Origin of the sequence: Erythrobacter sp. SCSIO 43205 (assembly GCF_019904235.1) — a bacterium.
GTDB lineage: Bacteria > Pseudomonadota > Alphaproteobacteria > Sphingomonadales > Sphingomonadaceae > Erythrobacter.
Genome location: NZ_CP063202.1, coordinates 836147 through 854079, shown reverse-complemented (window position 1 = coordinate 854079; position 17933 = coordinate 836147). Strand labels below are relative to the sequence as shown.

Below are 17933 nucleotides of genomic sequence, written 5' to 3'. Positions count from 1 at the left end.
AATACAAAGCCTCGTCCCTTCAATCGCGTTCCGGTAATTAGCAGACCATGAATATTCACGCCAATCTCTCCCGCTTTCTCGCTGGCCTGATCGCCGCCGCAGCTCTGGCAACGAGCGCGTGCAGCGGTGGGCCTGCTCCTATTGAGCCCCCACTGGCAGGCGCAGATATTGGCGGCGACTTTACGCTCATCAACAAAGACGGCGAGAGCGTTTCGTGGAGCGATTTCGCGGGCCAATATCGTATCGTCTATTTCGGCTTTGCCTATTGCCCCGATATTTGCCCCACCGATATGCAGCGGACCATTCAGGGGCTTGAGGCCTTCACCGAAGCTGAGCCAGAACTAGGCGCAAAAATTGCAGCGATGTTCATCACCATCGACCCGGAACGTGATACGCCCAAGGTGGTGGGTGAGTTCGCAAATGCTTTTTCCGAAGACCTTATCGGGCTCACCGGAACGCCGGAACAGATTGCCGATGCTGCCTCCAAATTCCGCGTCTTCTATGCCAAGGGCGCAGAGAGCGCGGGCGGTGGATACCTGATGGATCACAGCCGCATCGTTTATCTCTTTGGGCCCGATGGTGAGCCTTTAGCGACGCTTCCCGCTGACGAAGGGGCGGAGGCGGTCGCGCGGGAACTGGCAAAATGGGTGAAGTAGCGTCTCTGAAAGCGCCACCTGCCGATCTGAGAGAGCGATTTTGGGAGCTTCCCCTCGCCGATCTTTCTCGTGCTGAATGGGAGGCGTTATGTGACGGCTGCGGAAAGTGCTGCCTGCATAAGATCGAGGACGCGGACACCGGCGAGATTGAAGACACCAATGTCGCGTGCAAGCTACTGGATTGCACAACCGCGCAATGCGCCGATTATCGCAACCGGCGCGCCTTTGTGCCCGATTGCCTGCGGCTGACGCTCAAGATCGTCGAGGACGTCCCCTGGCTCCCGTCAACTTGCGCCTATCGCATCAGAGCCGAGAACCGCCCCCTTCCCGGCTGGCATTATCTGATCAGCGGTGATCGCGAAGATGTCATTCGGGCCGGCGTTTCGGTGGCAGGACGCGTGATCAGCGAGGTCGACGCAGGGCCTCTCGAACATCATATCGTTGAATGGTCCGCACCCGATACGGATTGGGAAGAGGCATGATCGACTGGCTCAAGCGCTCGCATATTGAGCCCGAAATTGAGTTGAACGGGATAAGCGTGCCGATCGTGTTGAAGCGGCACGCCACCGCCAAGCGATTGACAATGCGACTGGCGCCGGATGGAAGCGAGGTGCGCATCACCATGCCGCGCTGGGCACGAGGGCAGGAGGCCATCGCCTTTGCCAAAGGGCGCGCCGATTGGCTGGCAGAGCAACTCGCCAAAACACCAGAACGCCAAGCTCCAAGACCGGGCGGCACATTTCGTTATCGCGGGCGCACGCTACAAATCGCATGGGATGACAAGGCCCCGCGAAAGCCAGTGCTTGATGGTGACACGCTTACCTTGGGCGGCCCCAGAGAAGGTGTGGAGCAGCGGCTCCAACGCTGGCTTGAGGCGCAAGCGCTCTCGCTGTTTGAAGGTGACATTGCCGATTACACAGCCGCCGCGAGCCTCGACCCGGTTCCGGTTGGGTTGTCGCGCGCGCAAAGGCGTTGGGGAAGTTGTTCAGCGGGCGGTGCGTTGGGTTCCAAGCGCATCCGCATCAATTGGCGTCTGGTCCAGGCGCCTGACCCCATTAGACGCTCAGTCGTCGCGCATGAAGTCGCGCATCTTGTCCATTTCGACCACAGCCCCGCTTTCCACGCGCTCTTGGCCCGTATTTATGAAGGTGACATCAAGGAAGCGGACCATTGGCTTAAGGCGAATGGCCGCCGATTATACGCAAACTTTGGGTGAGCCTCGCAGGGGCTCCGAAAAATTTTACATTTCGGCATTTGCGTAGGTTTTCATTAACCTTGCCTGGTTACATATGGGTCATGTTTCAGGCATTCGCCTCGAAGTTTCCGCCGTTTGGTACCTGGCCTTTTCGCGCTTGGCGCACAGGTCTTTGGTTAGGCGCAGGTGTGTTTGTACTGGCATTCGCACCTGCGCCCATCCCCGCCTCGTGGCTTTCCCCCCCCGCATTTGCACAAGGCAATTGCCCCAATTGCGACCTGCCACCCGGTTGCCGTGGCAATGGCAACAATAAGGACAAAGGCAACAACGGCAACGGACGCGGTCGGCCTGATTGCGAGCGGCTTGAACTTATCATTGAGAGCGATCTGGATTTTGGCCGCCTTGTGCTGCTTGGTGATGGCGAAAGCCGGGTGGTTCTGGACCTGACATCAGGCGCGAAGACCATCATTGGTGATGCTGACGATCTTGGCGGGATGCCGTTCACGGGCCGAGCAGTCGTTACTGGCGCGCCCTATCAGCAAGTATCCATTTTTTTGCCCGCTCAGGTTGATATGCGCGACCCCAATGGCGGCAATGCGATAATCCAGGACTTCGTAATGGATACAGACCCCTTCTCGACCCTCGACAGCGATGGGCGGCTTGAATTCAATTTTTCGGCCACCCTCGTGCTGGGGAGCGAACAGACGGGCGCAGGCAAATTGCGCGGGCGTATCCCGATCAGCGTTGAATATCCTTAGCGGGCTGAAATTCGCATCCTCTCTGGCATAGCGCCTGCCCTACGCCTATATCGAGCGCATCATGCGTAGCAGGCTTGCCAAATCCCGATTCAACCCAGTGCCAGGTGTCGCCGATTTCTGGAACGAATTTCGCAAACCCAATCCCTTTCGAATTCCAATTCTGCTGGTGTCGATGGGACCGTTTGCGCTTATTTTCTGGTGGCTGTCGGGTGAGACGGCTTATAAGGATCCAGAGCGTCCTTCGATCACTTATATAACGACCTTTGATCCCGCCCGCTCGGATGCAGAGATCATTGCCTCGAATGAGGCGAACCAAGAGGTGAAAGACCTTCGCGAGGAAGCGATTGAGGAAGTGGAAGAGCGCAAGCGCGAGCTTTACAAGGCGCTTGGCGCGGCAGCGGGCATGGATGTTGAAGAGATCGACCAGCGCGCTCGTGAGGCGCGGGCCGCCGAAGAAGCCGAGCGTCAAGCGCGGCTCGACGAATTGATGGGGCGCACGGGCGGTGAGGCTGGTGAGGCTGGTGAGGCTGGTGAGGCTAACGTGGGCGAAGGGGAAACACAGCCCAACCTCCAAGAGAGCAAAACGCCATAACGCAAACGGCCATCAGCGATGCCGAATGGATGGCAGCGACCGCGCGTCTGGCATCACGCGCCTATCCATTGTGCCGGCCCAACCCCGGTGTTGGCGCAATCCTTGTCAAAAACGGCCGTGTGATCTCTCGCGGGATTACGCAAGTTGGCGGGCGCCCGCACGCCGAAGCCATCGCGCTTCAAACGCTTGGGAACGCCTCGGCTGAGGGCATGACGATGTACGTCACGCTTGAACCGTGTGCGCACGCATCGCCACGCGGGCCAGCGTGCAGCGATCTTCTCGTCGCAGCAAAGCCTGATAGGATCGTCATCGGACAGCTCGATCCCGATCCGCGCACCAATGGCGCTGGGGCCCAGCGTTTGCGCAAGGCGGGAATCGAAGTCCTTGTGCTCGACGATGAAGCATCGCGGGCAAGCCTTGCTGGTTTTTTGACCCGGCACAGGCTTGGTCGGCCTTTTGTCACGCTCAAACTCGCAACCAGTATGGATGGCCAGATCGCGATGACCGACGGGACGAGCCAATGGATCACAGGCGAGAAAGCGCGCGCTCATGTCCACGCTCATCGCGCACGCCACGACTGTATCCTTGTCGGCGGCGCCACCTGGCGCGAAGATAAGCCACGGCTCGATGTGCGCCTGCCTGGACTTGAAGATCGCTCACCTGAGCGGGTGCTTTTGACACGAGGGATTGCACCAGACGGAGTGCGGATCATCAATAAGCCTTCGCAGATCAGCAGCCTGGAGGGCGCACAAACCCTCTATGTTGAAGGCGGCGCAGCGGCGGCCGCAAGCTTTCTGGCCGAGGATCTCATTGATGAAATCCACCTCTACCGTGCGCCAATCATCATTGGCGAAGGGCGCAGCGCGCTCGGCGACATCGGGCTTGAGGCCCTCAGCGAGGCGCATGGCCGCTGGAAGCTGACCGAGACACGCCAGCTTGGCAGCGACAGCTTCACCTCTTATGTGCGTATCCGCAGCTAGGAGAACCCATGTTTACAGGTATCGTCACCGCCATCGGCACTGTGTCGCAAGTTGATCAGAGAGGCGATTTGCGCTTGCGGATCACCGCGCCTTTCGATCCCGCGCGCATCGATATAGGTGCATCGATTGCGTGTTCTGGCGTGTGTCTGACTGTGGTGGCGAAAGGCGGCGAGCCGGGCGATGCGTGGTTTGATGTCGATGTCTCTGGCGAAACGGTCAGCCGTACTTTCAAAGGAATGTGGGAAGAAGGGGCGAAGCTCAATCTCGAACCCTCTCTTCGCCTCGGTGATGAACTTGGCGGGCATATCGTCACAGGCCACGTTGATTGCGTGGGCGAAGTCGTCTCAGGGGAAACAATCGGCGACAGCTGGAAGCTCATCATCCGCGCGCCGCAGGAAATGGCACCCTATATCGCGGGCAAGGGTTCAATCACGGTCAACGGCGTATCGCTTACCGTCAATGAAGTGCATGATCAGGCCGATGGCGCGTGTGATTTCATGCTTAATATTATTCCTCACACCGCCGAGGTTACCACACTAGGCGATCTCAAAGCAGGCGATCAGGTAAACTTAGAGATTGATGTGCTCGCACGCTATCTCAAGCGGATGCAAGGGCTCGCCGCTCAAAACTGAGCAACCATGAAACATACAAAAGGGGCGGGAGAGCGATTGGCTCCCCCGCCCTTTTATGCATTCATAATCGGCGCTTACTGGGTAACTGTGATCGTGTTCCCAGTACCCGCCATGGTAACGCCAGACACGTTGCCATCGCTGGCCTGCGTCACAGTTGCGGAGTTGTTCGAGCCGCTTTGCGTGATGGTGCTGGCGTTGAGATCGCCCGTCTGGAAAAGCTCAGCGAATTGCGAACCGCCACTTTGTGTCACTGTTGACGTGCCGTCATTGCCTTCCTGATTGATGTCGACCTCATTGCCAAGGCCACCGGCAGCCATCGTCACAGTGGAAGTGTTGCCTTCACCAATCTGATCGATGAATGCGACGCCGCTTGTACCAAATTGGTTGACGGTTGAGCTGTGGTTATCGCCATCTTGCAGGAGCGTCGTAGTGTTGCTCACATCGCCCTGCGTAATGGTTGAGCTGTTTCCAAGGCCAGCCTGCGTGAAGATGAACCCGTTACCGGTGCCCGTTTGCGCCACGCTTGACGTGTTCGCATCGCCCACTTGGGTAGAGCCCGTAAACAGGCCGGTGCCGTTTTGCGTGATGGTGCTTTCATTGGTGAAGGCTGCCGGATCGCCAAGGTCAAAACCTTCCTGGCTGAGGAGAATCGTGCTGCCGCTTCCGTTCTGGGTGATGGTCGAATTGTTGAAGCCATCAGGGCCAAGCTGATTGACCTGCGAGAAGTCGTTCGTACCAAATTGGGTTACACGCGATTCATTACCAGCAGCTGCCTGATCGACATCCGCATTGTTGCTGTTGCCGAACTGCGCAACTTCGGAGAAGCTTTCATCTGACAATTGCGCAACTGTCGCATTGCCGTTCGAGCCTGCCTGAATGACGAGGGAGGTATTGTCGTCACCATCCTGATCGACATCGACAAAACCACTCGCTCCGGTCTGTGTGACGTTCGAGCTGTTGCCCACACCGCCAGTGGTCACAAACGTGGTGTAACCTGATCCCGACTGCGAGACGATTGAGGCGTTTTCGTCACCGATCTGATCAACATCGGCAAAGCTGCTGCCCGGTTGGGAAATCGTGCTGGTGTTGGTGGTGCCAGAACCGTCGAGGTCGAAACCTTCCTGAGTCACAAAGGCCACCGAACCAGTACCACCTTGAGTAACAATGGAACTGGAGCTCTCGCCGGTTTGGTCGACGTCGGCAAAAGTGCTGCTTGCGGTCTGAGTTACGAATGATGTGTTCGTTGACCCACTCTGAAGGATATTCGCAGAGCCGCTATCCAGCTGAGTGACATTTGAAAGGTTGCCGTCGCCTGTCTGATCAATGTCGGCAAAATCGCTCGGACCCTGCTGCGAAACGATCGATGTGTTGTTGTCGCCTGACTGAAGGACAGGTGCAAAGGCGTTGGCATTGGTCTGCACAATGGTCGAATTGTTGTTCTCGCCCGTCTGATCAAGATCAGCCAGATTGTCATTGCCCGTTTGCGTGATGAAGGAGGTGCTATCCGCACCGCTTTGCAGCACATTTGCGGTGTTGCTGTCGTTGCTTTGCGTCACTTCGCTGAGGTTATTAAGCCCCGTTTGCAGAACAATCGCCTGTTGGTCAGTGCCGCTTTGCGCGACAATTGAGGTATCTTCGTCGCCGTTTTGCGTGACGGTCACGTCACTGAGGCTGTCTGCTTGAGTGACAGTCGATGAGTTCGCATCGCCGTCTTGCGAGACGGTTGCGGTCACATCGGTGCCCGACTGAGTGATACCCGACGAGTTACCCACGCCGCCGGTCGTGACTGATGCGATGCTAAGCGAGCCGGATTGGGCGACGAACGAGCCGTTATTGTCGCCCACTTGGTTGACGGTCGCCTGATTATCCGCACCAGATTGCAGAACAGTGCTGCTGTTCGCGAGCAAGCTACCGTCGAGATCAAAGCCTTCTTGGATGACAGTAGCGGTATTGGGACCGTCTTCTTGGGTAACAGTCAAGCTGTCGAATTCGCCAAGCTGAGTGGTCGTCGACACGTTGTCAAAACCAGGCTGATTGACGCTGGCAAAGCTGTCAAAACCGCTTTGCGTGATCGTTGCCGTGTTGTTCTGGTTAGACGTGCTCGCTGTGCCATCGCCCTGATCTTCGATCCGCGCTTCATTGCGGTCGCCCGATTGAACGATGTTTGCCGTATTCAGCTCACTCGACTGGCGAATGAAAGCAATGTTGTCATCGCCCGACTGGTTCACATCAACCACGTTGTCATTGTCGAGAACGCTGCCGCCGTCGATGCCTTGTTGAACATCAGAGGAGTTGCCGTCGCCGCTTTGTACGATCGTTGCAGTTTGGGCGTCGGATGCATCGCCCTGAAGCAGGATTGAGCTATTGAAATCACCGGATTGCGTCACATTGGCGATGCCATCGGAGGCGCGCTGGGTGATGGTTGAGCTGTTGTCGCTGCCAGTCTGGAGCAGCACAGCATCATTGTCGATGCGGCTTTCCTGCGTGATTGCGCTGGTGTTGCGATCCCCCAATTGGTCAACATCAACCGTGCCGTCTTCATCCGACTGGATAATGTTCGAAATGTTGTCATCGCCATCTTGAAGAACATCGGCGAAGTTATCGGTGTCGGACTGGTCGATGGTCGAGGAGTTGTTGATCCCGCCCTGGACCAGCAGAACTTCCATCTCGACACCGCTCTGTGTGACAGAAGAAACATTGTCATCACCGATCTGTGTGGATTGCACATCCTGCGTATCACCGGCTTGTATCACAATGCTGGTGTTAGTGAGGCCATCCGCCACACCAATGTCGAAACCCTCTTGGCTTACCGTCACGTTGGAATTGTCAGCGCTCTGATCAACGGTCGAATCATTGCCACCATCGGGGCCTGTTTGCGTCACACCAACGGTGCTGTTCGTTCCAGTTTGCGTGATTGTGCTTTGGTTTTGCGCCACAGCGGGAACGGCAGCCGACAAGGCAAGGATGCTCACACCGAGCAACGCGGATTTCTTCATCTGGAAAATTCCCCCTAACACTTCAGCGCTTGATCCGGCGCTCTCTGGGTCGGGGGATTAACACAAGATCAACCATACGCAATACTACTTATCTGCGCGTGGAAAGATTCACGTGTTTAGCGAAAAACGAGCGGGCGGCCCGCAAAACTGCGAGCCGCCCCACATTCAATCAGCCAATCATTCAAACCTTAGCGGCGCGCTGTACGCCCAGTGCTATCGCCAAAGCCATCCACGCTTTTGGAGACGAGCACATTGACCTCAACCCGGCGGTTCTGCGCTTTGCCGCGTGCGGTTGAATTGTCGGCGACCGGATTGGATTCGGAAAAGCCCGTGGGCGTCAACATCCTGTAAGGTGCCCATCCGCATTGCTGCTGGAGATAGTTCACAACCGCGCCCGCGCGCTTTTCAGATAGGCGCTGGTTTACCTCCTGGCTCCCCGTGGAATCGGTGTAGCCAACCACCAGAAGAAGCGCGTTGTCGATCTGGTTTGCTTCAGCCGCCGCCTCGCATAAAACGCCGCGGGCCTGTGCATCGAGGCTGGAGCGGCCTGAGCCGAAATAAACGCTGGTAGTGGATTTCACATTGTACTGGTCAATATCGCCAAAGCGTCCACGCAAAGCCTCCGTTGCGCGCGCGTTCGCTTCGATTTCTTCAGCGTTCTGACCAATCATCGCCTCGTTGCGAACAAAGCGCTGGTTCGTACCTTGAGCGATCATCTGAGCAGTTTCGAAATCGCTGCCGGAAAAGCGTACGCGTTCAGCCACCAGTCCGCCCGTCCACTCGCGCGTATCGACTTTCACAGGAAGGCCATTGAGCAGCGATTCAAAGCCAAGCTTTTTAGAACCAAGGCCCAAAAATCCGCCGCGCGCCTGAACGCTGGTTTGAGGTGTCAGCACAAGGTTCACCACTTGACCAGTTTCCATGGTCACTTCGATCCGGTCGCCTCGACGATGAGAGATAAAGCCTTCGACATCGGGGCCAACGGCCATCTCTTCAAACGCGCCCGGAGAAGGCGCGGTCACTGTCGTGAGCACTTCTGCCTGACCGTTCGATTGAGGCACAGGGCGCACTTCTTGCGCCGATGCAGCGCCCGCAAAAGATGCAGCCGTAAGGGACAGGGCGGCCGCTGTAGCGACTATGAAAGAGTGGTGTGTCGGTGGGATGATCCGGTTCAATGTCATACTGAGTAGTCCTTCAATCACGGGCAATACGCCATGCAACAATGCCCAATTCCCGGCACGCACAAGGTCTGTCATCAGCCTTCCACGCCCCGTTCCTTTGCAAAGGCAAGACTGCCCTCCCCCCATTCAAGAAATGGTTAATTCGCTATGACCAAAGCCCGAAACGAAGCACGGCGCAACATAGCGAGGGCCCTCTCGTGCTGCGCCAAGCCTTGCTCGTAGATGAACCGCTCCCCGTTTGCGGTGCAAAGCCCGGTTATCCAGTGGCGCTTATGCGATGAGGCGTCCTATCGCGTTGATGCCATCGCGCGCTGCAACCGGCCGCGCACGCGAAAAGGGGCGTAAGGCGGACCACTTCCTCCTTACGCCCCTAGCGCTGCTATCCGGATACCCTACCGCCCTTAGGCGGTTACATCTGGGTCATATCGACTGTCATGCCGCTGCCCTCCTGATTGATGATGAGGTCAAACCCGTCACCAATCTGGCGGATGATGGCGCTGTTGCCTGAACCGCTGGTCGTCACGTTTTGAGTGATCTCAAGCGTGTTGTTGTTCCCGTTCTGGATGCCTTCCGCATAGTTTCCATCACCGCCAACCCCAGTGCCGTTGTTAAACCCCTGGTCAATAAACAGCTGGTTGTTGTTACCCGTTTGAGTGCCAACAGCGACATTGCCGGTGCTGTTCTGTCCGATTGCGGTGAGATTGCCTGAGCCAATTTGCGTGATAGTCGCCTGGTTCATACCAACGCCAGCGATGTCGCCCTGAACAACAAATGCGGTATTGGTCGAGCCTTCCTGGTCGATCGTCACCTCGTTATTGTTGCTATCCTGAAAGATATCGACATCATTGCCGCTGCCCAGCACATCAAAGTTCTGGCGCACGGTGATAATATTGTCGTCGCCGTTCTGGCGCGCGAGGATATTGTTGCCAACACCATCTGCGCCTGTGCCATCGACAAAGCCTTGGTTGGTGGTGAGCGTGTTGCCCGAACCATCTTGCGTTGCCAGCATAATGTTGGTTGACGAATTCTGCGTGATCGAGCCATTGTTGTTCGAGCCGGTCTGACGCAGCTCAATGGCGTTTTGACCGATGCCGCCGACTTCCCCCTGACTAGTGACAGCGGTGTTGCTGCCGCCCGGTGCGGTCTGGCGAATTTGTGCACTCTGTTCATTTTGCGCTTGGGTAACCGTGATCGAATTCAGAACATCTTCGACCTGACCAATTGAAACACTGTGATCAAGGCCAGTCTGGTTGATCGTTACATCAGCTTGAGCAAGGACAGAGGCGGGGGTGATAAGAGCCGTGAGCGAGACAGCAGCCAAGGTGATACGCTTCATGAGAAAGGAGCCTTTCGTTGAGTTCCTTTCCGAAAATGGCACCAGTTCGGTTAATTCGCCTCAGGTGTCTCCCTCAGTATTTACCACATTACCTCCATTATGAAGGTAACTTTGCGCTTGCGCAGCGGCTTGATATCTTTGGCGGTTTCAATCGAGCGGTTGCGGCCTGATAGCAAACGACGCGCCGCTCGCCTTCGAGCGGTGCAACGCGCAATCGTTTCGAGCTTTGTCAGCCCGTCACATCAGCCACGGCAGCGATGAATTTGTCGATATTGTCCATCGTCAGACCGGCGATATTGATGCGGCCTGAGCCCGCCATGTAAACGCCGTGATCTTCGCGCAACTGGACCACCTGCTCTTTGCTCACGGGAAGCATGGAGAAAAGCCCGTTCTGCGTCGCCAAGGGCGCCATATCGACCGAGCCCGCCATGCCAGCATTGCCCAGATATTCGCGCACCTGGCGCATTCGCGCGCGCATCTGAGCCACCTCGTCGAGCCACTCTTGCGTAAGCTGCGGGTCGCGCAGGATTACTCGGACCGCTGCAGCACCATGGTCAGGCGGCATCGACCAGCTGGCCCGGGCCAGAGCATTGGCGTTGGAAAAGGCCTTGGCAAGCGTCTGCGCGCCATCCACCCCCTTGTCCGCCATGATGTAGAATGCGCCCACGCGGTCGCGATACATCCCAAAGTTCTTGTCGCAAGAATAGCAAATGAACGCCTCGGGCACCTTGGCAAGCACGCTGCGCATCCCGCTCGCGTCTTCTTCCATGCCCTCACCCAGTCCTTGGTAGGCGGTGTCAATGATCGGGAAAGTGCCTGAAGCTGCGAGCGCGTCGCCAATCGCCTCCCACTGTTCAGCTGTATAGTCGATCCCGGTTGGATTGTGACAACAACCATGGAGCAGAACCGCTTCACCCTCGCCTGCGCCGTTGATCGCGGCGAGCACCGCATCGAGATTGGCGGTGCCGTCGGGATTAGCGTGGTCAAACGCTTGCCAGTCAAGATCGACATCTTTGATGATCTGTGCGTGATTGGGCCAGCTGGGCGTGCCCATGTGCAGTTTGGTGATCCCCATCTGCTTGGCCAATGCAATCGCAAGCCGCACCGCGCCCGTTCCGCCCGGCGTCTGCATCCCTTCAAGCCGCCCGCCCATAGTGGCATCTGACCCAAAAATATAAGGCATCAGCGCATGGACAAAGCCCATATCGCCTTCTGGCCCAAGGTAAGACTTGCTGTCCTGATTTTCGACCAGCCACTTTTCAGCGCCTTTGATCGCGCCAAATACAGGTGTTGCCCCCTGACCGGTGCGATAAACGCCGACACCCAGATCAATCTTATCGGGACGCGTATCAGCAGCGTAGAGTTTGATCAGTGCAAGAAGCGCGTCAGGGGCTTGTTCGTCGAGTCTTTTAAGCATGGGCAAACCTCTTACCCATGCAAGCGCGCGCTGCAACTAGGATTAGCTATGCGCAGGCAAATTCACGCTTCAAAACGGCAGCCAGCGTTGCTTTTTGGAAAAGCGCATATAGCCCGCATTCACCCCAAGCCTGAGCCCTGCCCCCATGCGAATGGGGATCAGCACAACATCACCGCGGCGCATATAACTCGCGTGCAGACCACCGATGAGATAGGCCTGCCCCTCGCCGGCGGGATAGCGGCGGAAGAGCTCTTCGCTGTCATAAAGGTTGTAGACAAGGACAAAGGTGTTGCCTGCGTTGGCGCCTGCATCAAGGCCAACTGATGGGCCTGTCCAATAAACTTTGCGCTGCCCCTCGACCTTGTGATGGAGCGTCCCTGAACCATAGCGTGCCCCGACGACGAATGCGCCGCCAGCCTCCCGCCCCACGATGTAACCATTGGGTTCACCCTGATCACGAAGCAGGTTCTCGATCATTTTGGCCAGACCTTGGGCACCTTTGCCAAAGACCCCTTCAGCAGCGCCAATCAGATCGTCTTCCCCGTAGGTTGTATTGTCTTGTACTGCTGCCGTCTGAGAAGGCGCAGACCCGGTCGCAGCGGTGCCGTCATAAGTTGAATAGCCATTTTCAAATTCGGAAACAGTCCCCTCGGCAACGCTTGGGCTGTCGTCGGGCGCGGTTTGGCCTGTCACAGGATCAAGCGAAGGCGCTATGCGATAGCCGGGCTGACGAATGATTGTCTCGGCCCCGCCCGTTTCCGGTGCCATCGCCGGAGCCGCTTCCACTGGCGAAACGGGCGGCGTACCGAACGCGCCAAAATCAGGGTCCATCTGAGAGGCGCTTTGCGATGCGTCGCCTTGAGCCACATCAGGTGCGGCATCGTGCGATTGTGATGGACCAAAAGCGTCATCAGGGTCAAAGGTTTCGACCTCTTGCGCCTGAGCCGGCAAAGCGAGCCCTACAAGGATCATGGCGAAAGCGGCGAGCAGGCCTCTAAGATCAGGCAACTTATGCTTGAAGCTCTGGTTGGCAGCAGATTTAAGCATTTGAAATACCTCTTGCATGATGCGAACACCGGTTTGTGCCAGCGTCCCGCTTATGCGGACCTAAGCCCGTCCCTTAACCCCCCCGAAGATAAGCCACCGCCGAGCAGAGTCGCATTTACTCGCCGCAGCAATCGAGCGTCGGTCAAGCGAATCGAAAACGCGACGAAGCGAGGCAGGGGGGCACCTCAAAATCGGCGGTCGGGGGTCAGCGATGGCAAAGAGAGCATGAACGCGCGCTGAGCCCTCTCTTGAATTCAGTGCAAATTCTCATGCAAACGCCTCTTGCCGCCCATGGATGCGTTGACTATAGCCCCTCGCTCACAGCCAGAACGCAAAAACAATGCGTCGTGCGGAGACGTGGGTGAGTGGCTGAAACCAGTTCCCTGCTAAGGAACCATACCCATATCGGGTATCGAGGGTTCGAATCCCTCCGTCTCCGCCATTTTACTTTTCCATCGCCAGCAAGATTGAGACACTCTTGGCCTTTGACTTGGCAAGTGCTTGTCGGTTGATGCTTTTTTGGTCTAATGATGGCTACGGCGCTAGCAAAGCAGGGGCCAGCGGCCGAGACCTTGCTGTGGCCCTCGTGACAGCGCCGATGTTTGTGGTTTTCGACGAGCGCTCTGATCTGGCGTTCCACATCGCATAGAGGAAGACAATCTACGAGGGCGACAAGTTTCTTGAGCGGCTGGAGCGGACACTTGACGCTGCATCTTACATCAAACGCCCGCTTGCCGACCTTTCTCAATCCGGTTTTGCCTTGATAGCGCGCATGGCGACCGATGCGCGCCAATAAGCGAATATCGCAAGCGGCGTTGCCGAGGCGATCACCAGAAGTGAATATCTAAGGCTTTCATCACCATATTGCTGGGCGAACAGATCCGAGATTACGCCGACCAGCGTGGGGCCTAACCCCAAGCCGATAAGGTTGATGATGAGCAGCGTGACCGCCGCCCAAACGGCTCGCATCCGCAGAGGCGCGAGGGTTTGTATAAGCGAAAAGGTCGGGCCAAGATAGCAGGACTGGAAAAGCACCGCGATGAAATAGGCACCAACCGCCCAAACTGCATCTTGCTCAAGATAAAACCAAATGAGGAACGGGAGCGCGAGAGTCTTAAGGCCTGCTATCATCAAAGGCTGAGCAGAAAGGCCAAAACGATCCGACAAACGGTTGGCAAGCCAGCCGCTGCCAAGGCCACTTGCGACGCCTGCAATCGCCAGCAGAGGAGCAACGATGTTGCCGACCTGGAGTGTGTTAAGGTTGAATGAGCGGATCAGATAGGCAGGCGTCCAACCGGTGAGCGCATAACCGATCATCGATGTGAGCGTTACGCCAGCAATAAGCCAGATCGCCGCACGGTTCGCAAATATGGTGCGAAAGCCTTCTTTGATTGAAGGGGTTTGCGCATCCTCAACCGCGCCCGGTTCAGCCTTGCGCATAGGCTCTGTCGCGAAAACCTTGACTACGATGGCAAGCGCAACTCCGGGAAGGCCTATTGCGATAAAGGCAACGCGCCAGTCGAAGTAATAGGTAAGGTTGCCGCCAAACATCTGGCCTGCTGCCGCGCCTAATGTCACGCCAAGCGAGTAGATGGAAAGCGCAAGCGCACGTTTGTTCGCAGGGTAAAGGTCAGCGATGATCGAATGGCTAGGAGGGCTGGAGCCTGCCTCGCCAATGCCAACGCCAATTCGCGCAAGCAGAAGGTGCGTGAAATTTTGGGCAAGGCCACACACAGCGGTCATCCCGCTCCATAAGGCAAGGGCGATGGAGATGATATTGACCCGGTTCATCCGATCAGCGAGCGCGGCCACCGGAATACCGAGCGTCGCGTAAAACAGCGCGAAGGCAAAGCCCGAAAGCAATCCCAATTGCGTGTCATTCAGCAGCAGGTCGGCTTTGATATCCTCAAGCAGGATCGCGAGGATTTGCCGGTCCATATAGCTGAAGAAATAAGTGATGGTCAGCAAGGCCAGCGTCACATTGCGCGCGCGCGCGGAAACGGCCTTGCCATCATGTGTGAGGGCTGCAGCGTCAGTGGTCATATGAACTTTTCGATGGGGGTGAAAAGGGATGGGCCGGAGCTTTCGCCCCGGCCCAGTGGAGTGTTTGGTTTAATTAAAAACCTGCCTTGAGGCCCACTCGGAAGACGCGGCCAAGCGGGTTGCCCACGAATGGGTCGTAGCCCAGCACAAGGCGCGCTGCAGGTGGATCTTCGTCGAAGATGTTTTCGACCGAACCTTGCAGTTGGACGTCAGCAAAATCGAACGGCAGATCATACAGCACGGTAAAGTCATGCTGTGTGAAGGCCGGGATTTCCTCGCCGAAGCGCGTCGCTGCACCAAAGTTCGGATTGGTATCATACCGATCATCATCAAGCCCGCTGGCATAGCGGAAGGTGTAGCGTGCGTTGAGATTGCCGTAATTGGCGTTCAAATACGTATTCGCCTTGATTTCCGACAGTGAGTTCTGAGCACGGTCGGCGTTGAGGAAGCCAACTGCGTCAAATGCATCGATTACCGTCACGCCGTTGACCACAAACGGATCAACATCAAAGTTCATAATGTAAGTGAACGCTGTCCCGAGCGTGAGGGCAAGATCGCCTGCATCAAAGGTGTAGCTTGCCTCTACGTCGAACCCGTTGGTCTTTGTATCAGGACCGTTGACGAACTGCGTGGTGACACGTGCAAGGTTGGTTGATGCGGTGAGCGTCGGATCACAGGTGACCGAATTGTATCCGATCAAGCCAGCAAGCGGACTGTCGCAATCTGCGGTTCCACCTGGCCCGCTAAAGACTGCGCTTGCAATCGGGTTCTCTGGCGTAGTCGTAAGCGGCCCATCGAAGTCGTAGTTGAAGTAATCGACTTGAAGGTTGAAATCGCCCGTATTGACGACGAAGCCCAAATTATAGGTGAGCGCACTTTCCGGCCCAAGCTGAGGATTGCCGAGACGATCAACCGGGAAGAAGAACCCGCCGGCTGCGTTGATGCCGGTGAGGTTAGTGAACTGCGTGCCCGGCACAACCTGCCCGGCAAGCGGTGCACGGAAGGTGGTCCCGATTGACCCGCGCAGGACCAGCCAGTCATTCGCCTCGAAACGGAACGATGCCTTGGGATCGATGGTCGAGCCGATGGGGTTGCCGTAATCTTCATAACGAAGCGCAAGGTTCACTTCGAGTTGGTCGGTGACAGGCACCTGAACCTCGGTGAAGAGTGCAACGACATCCTGTGTGTTGTCAGCCGGATTGAGCTGCCCTTGGAAGATGAACGGCCCAAGCGGGAACGGACAATCTGTCGTGTTAAGCTGCTGACATGGGAAATCGACCGAACTGCTGAAGAATGTCGGGCGCAGTTCAAATTCGGAACGGCGATATTGCGCGCCGAAACCAACACCAACAGGGCCAGCACCAAAGTCCAGACTGTCTAGCGTCCCACTGAGCAGGAAGTCGACGACAACCTGCCGTTCTTTCTGCTTGTTGGAGGCAGCAGGTTCAGTGAAGTAGTCGATCACCGATGCGGGGTTGTTATTGACCTGCGGATTGCCAGCGTCAGGACCAACATAGAATGGGTTGACCTGACCTGTTACAGGGTTGCCGCCAATCGCATTCGAGAACGGGTTGAAATAAAGGCAACCGCCCTGCCCCGGAGTACCGTTTGCGACATCGCAATCAGGACCGCCAAGCCCATCAAGGGCGTTTTGAAGCCGGACGCCGATTGTGTCTTGGACAATCGCCGTGCTGTTGGAGTCGATATAAGTTCCTTGCAGGCTTGCGGTGAAGTTTTCACCCAGATCCTTTTCAAAGCCAGCCGAAATCCGGAAGCTTTCATTTTCGTTCAACGCCTGGTTGCCAAACGGATATTCGTCACTGAGCGGGAAGCCGCCAAGCGCGAACGGACGGTAAAGAACGATGGCTGCACCATTTTGAAGACCAAAAGCGTCTGTCGGGAACGGTGTACCAGCGGCCGCCGCCTGATCGACAAAGGTTTGATAGCCGGGGTTCGTTTCAGGAACGAAGAAGTTAAACGTCAGGCCCGGACCTTGTGGACCTTGCGTTGCTGGATAGGATGGCGAAAGGCGCGTGAAAAGTTCACCGAACGAATAAAGCACATCGACGTTGAACCGGGTTGTGTCATCAAGGTCCGCATTCAAAGCAGCATATGCTTGATAATAATTCTGCTTTTCAACCAGGTTGTTGTAATCGGTGTACTGGTAAAGGCAGCGACCATTTGCCGCCTGAATGAAGCCACCGAGCTCTGTACAACCAACGTCCTGAACGCCGCCGCCAAGCAAGGTTGAATTCGGCTTGGTTCCAGGATCGCCGTCACGGATTGGACCAGTTGCCCGGAATGCCGGGAAATATTGCGCCGGGTTTACGATGCCGGAATAAGGCGATGGGTTGATGTCTGGTGTGAGGTTCGAAAAATCGCGGTCAAAAGCGGCAAGCGGCGAACGGTGGCGATAGCCAAAGCCAGCCATGATGTTCACATCCGAACCCAGATTGATCCCGCCAAGGATGCTGGCGGTGTAGTCGCCGTCGCTATCATCGATGAAGCGGTAATCGCCCTGAATTTCGACGCCTTCGAAGTTCTTGCGAGTGATAAAGTTGGCAACACCGGCAACCGCATCGGAGCCGTAAGTCACAGCCGCGCCGTCTTTGAGAAGTTCGACACGCTCAAGCGCGAAAATCGGCATTGCATTGGTATCGACCAGACCATCGCCTGGCGAAACAATCGTGCGGCGGCCGTTCAGAAGCACCAGTGTGCGCTGCGGACCAAGACCGCGAAGGTTGATGGTACCTACTGGCCCAAGACCTTGAACCTGAAACTGGTTGGAATCGCCGACAACGCCGCCAACAGCCGGAATATCTTTAATGAAGTCAAGCGGCGAGGTCACACCTTCTGCGGCAAGATCTTCATTGGTGAAAATATCGACCGGAAGCGCGGAATCTTCTGGCGTTCCCCGGATCAGGGTGCCGGTAACCACAATGGTGCGGCCCTCATCAGAATCCGCCTGCTCTTCGGCATCCACGCCATCCTGAGCAATGGCTGTGACAGGCGCACACAAAAGAGCAGCAGCCAGAGCGCTGCGCCCAATGGTGGTATTAAATCGATATTTCATATTCCCTCCCAGAAATCTTCTCTCTCG

General features: G+C 56.6%; 14 protein-coding genes and 1 tRNA gene. 8 read left to right on the top strand and 7 right to left on the bottom strand.

The genetic code is table 11. The annotated features are described in order from the left end of the window. Positions 1–47: 47 nt before the first annotated feature. The 7 genes from INR77_RS04005 (at position 48) to INR77_RS03975 (ending at position 4813) form a co-directional block, all read left to right on the top strand. On the top strand, positions 48–656 hold the full coding sequence (locus INR77_RS04005) for an SCO family protein (RefSeq protein ID WP_223072633.1): 609 nt from the start codon (positions 48–50) through the stop codon (positions 654–656). Further along, positions 644–1138, top strand: coding sequence for a YcgN family cysteine cluster protein (locus INR77_RS04000; protein ID WP_223072632.1), 495 nt, complete (start codon positions 644–646; stop codon positions 1136–1138). The genes INR77_RS04005 and INR77_RS04000 overlap by 13 nt, the downstream gene beginning before the upstream one ends. Continuing rightward, the gene (locus INR77_RS03995) at positions 1135–1872 is read left to right on the top strand and encodes a M48 family metallopeptidase (protein WP_223072631.1); all 738 of its coding nucleotides are present in this window, start codon (positions 1135–1137) and stop codon (positions 1870–1872) included. Before INR77_RS04000 ends, INR77_RS03995 begins: the two co-directional genes overlap by 4 nt. A 167-nt stretch (positions 1873–2039) precedes the next feature. Next, positions 2040–2609, top strand: a complete 570-nt coding sequence (locus INR77_RS03990; RefSeq protein WP_223072630.1) for a DUF4402 domain-containing protein — start codon at positions 2040–2042, stop codon at positions 2607–2609. A gap of 61 nt (positions 2610–2670) precedes the next feature. Further along, positions 2671–3201 carry a hypothetical protein gene (locus tag INR77_RS03985; protein WP_223072629.1) on the top strand — a complete coding sequence of 177 codons (531 nt, stop codon included), beginning with the start codon at positions 2671–2673 and terminating at the stop codon, positions 3199–3201. Next, entirely contained in the window at positions 3198–4181 is a 984-nt protein-coding gene (ribD, locus tag INR77_RS03980) for a bifunctional diaminohydroxyphosphoribosylaminopyrimidine deaminase/5-amino-6-(5-phosphoribosylamino)uracil reductase RibD (protein ID WP_255574049.1), read from the top strand. The genes INR77_RS03985 and ribD overlap by 4 nt, the downstream gene beginning before the upstream one ends. 8 nt (positions 4182–4189) lie before the next feature. Next, entirely contained in the window at positions 4190–4813 is a 624-nt protein-coding gene (locus INR77_RS03975) for a riboflavin synthase (RefSeq protein WP_223072627.1), read from the top strand. Between the two features lie 74 nt (positions 4814–4887). Here INR77_RS03975 and INR77_RS03970 read toward each other — a convergent pair whose 3' ends face one another. The 5 genes from INR77_RS03970 to INR77_RS03950 all read right to left on the bottom strand — a co-directional run bounded on the left by INR77_RS03970 (position 4888) and on the right by INR77_RS03950 (position 12790). Then, positions 4888–7809: a hypothetical protein gene (locus INR77_RS03970; RefSeq protein ID WP_223072626.1), complete on the bottom strand. Its 2922-nt coding sequence runs from the start codon at positions 7807–7809 to the stop codon at positions 4888–4890. Between the two features lie 188 nt (positions 7810–7997). Further along, positions 7998–9065: an OmpA family protein gene (locus tag INR77_RS03965; RefSeq protein WP_255573925.1), complete on the bottom strand. Its 1068-nt coding sequence runs from the start codon at positions 9063–9065 to the stop codon at positions 7998–8000. A 334-nt stretch (positions 9066–9399) separates the two neighbouring features. Beyond that, entirely contained in the window at positions 9400–10326 is a 927-nt protein-coding gene (locus INR77_RS03960) for a hypothetical protein (RefSeq protein ID WP_223072625.1), read from the bottom strand. A 229-nt stretch (positions 10327–10555) separates the two neighbouring features. Further along, on the bottom strand, positions 10556–11743 hold the full coding sequence (locus INR77_RS03955; RefSeq protein ID WP_223072624.1) for an aromatic amino acid transaminase: 1188 nt from the start codon (positions 11741–11743) through the stop codon (positions 10556–10558). Between the two features lie 69 nt (positions 11744–11812). Beyond that, positions 11813–12790, bottom strand: coding sequence for a DUF1134 domain-containing protein (locus tag INR77_RS03950; RefSeq protein ID WP_255573922.1), 978 nt, complete (start codon positions 12788–12790; stop codon positions 11813–11815). A gap of 351 nt (positions 12791–13141) precedes the next feature. Between INR77_RS03950 and INR77_RS03945 the strand changes: the two genes are divergently transcribed. Further along, positions 13142–13232: transfer RNA gene (locus INR77_RS03945), tRNA-Ser, on the top strand. 302 nt (positions 13233–13534) lie between these two features. On the opposite strand, the gene INR77_RS03940 is transcribed toward INR77_RS03945, so the two are convergent. Both INR77_RS03940 and INR77_RS03935 read right to left on the bottom strand, forming a co-directional pair. After that, a complete protein-coding gene (locus INR77_RS03940; protein WP_223072623.1) occupies positions 13535–14833 on the bottom strand; it encodes an MFS transporter in 1299 nt (432 codons plus the stop codon). A gap of 73 nt (positions 14834–14906) precedes the next feature. After that, positions 14907–17906: a TonB-dependent receptor domain-containing protein gene (locus tag INR77_RS03935; protein ID WP_223072622.1), complete on the bottom strand. Its 3000-nt coding sequence runs from the start codon at positions 17904–17906 to the stop codon at positions 14907–14909. Positions 17907–17933 lie beyond the last annotated feature (27 nt).

Excerpts from the sequence above, each read along its gene's own strand:
- INR77_RS04005 (WP_223072633.1), top strand. The coding sequence starts at position 48 with ATGAATATTCACGCCAATCTCTCCCGCTTTCTCGCTGGCCTGATCGCC.
- INR77_RS03935 (WP_223072622.1), bottom strand. The coding sequence starts at position 17,906 with ATGAAATATCGATTTAATACCACCATTGGGCGCAGCGCTCTGGCTGCT.
- INR77_RS03995 (WP_223072631.1), top strand. The coding sequence starts at position 1,135 with ATGATCGACTGGCTCAAGCGCTCGCATATTGAGCCCGAAATTGAGTTG.
- INR77_RS03940 (WP_223072623.1), bottom strand. The coding sequence starts at position 14,833 with ATGACCACTGACGCTGCAGCCCTCACACATGATGGCAAGGCCGTTTCC.
- INR77_RS03955 (WP_223072624.1), bottom strand. The coding sequence starts at position 11,743 with ATGCTTAAAAGACTCGACGAACAAGCCCCTGACGCGCTTCTTGCACTG.
- INR77_RS03950 (WP_255573922.1), bottom strand. The coding sequence starts at position 12,790 with ATGCTTAAATCTGCTGCCAACCAGAGCTTCAAGCATAAGTTGCCTGAT.
- INR77_RS03965 (WP_255573925.1), bottom strand. The coding sequence starts at position 9,065 with ATGACAGACCTTGTGCGTGCCGGGAATTGGGCATTGTTGCATGGCGTA.
- INR77_RS03960 (WP_223072625.1), bottom strand. The coding sequence starts at position 10,326 with ATGAAGCGTATCACCTTGGCTGCTGTCTCGCTCACGGCTCTTATCACC.
- INR77_RS04000 (WP_223072632.1), top strand. The coding sequence starts at position 644 with ATGGGTGAAGTAGCGTCTCTGAAAGCGCCACCTGCCGATCTGAGAGAG.
- INR77_RS03975 (WP_223072627.1), top strand. The coding sequence starts at position 4,190 with ATGTTTACAGGTATCGTCACCGCCATCGGCACTGTGTCGCAAGTTGAT.
- INR77_RS03985 (WP_223072629.1), top strand. The coding sequence starts at position 2,671 with ATGCGTAGCAGGCTTGCCAAATCCCGATTCAACCCAGTGCCAGGTGTC.
- INR77_RS03970 (WP_223072626.1), bottom strand. The coding sequence starts at position 7,809 with ATGAAGAAATCCGCGTTGCTCGGTGTGAGCATCCTTGCCTTGTCGGCT.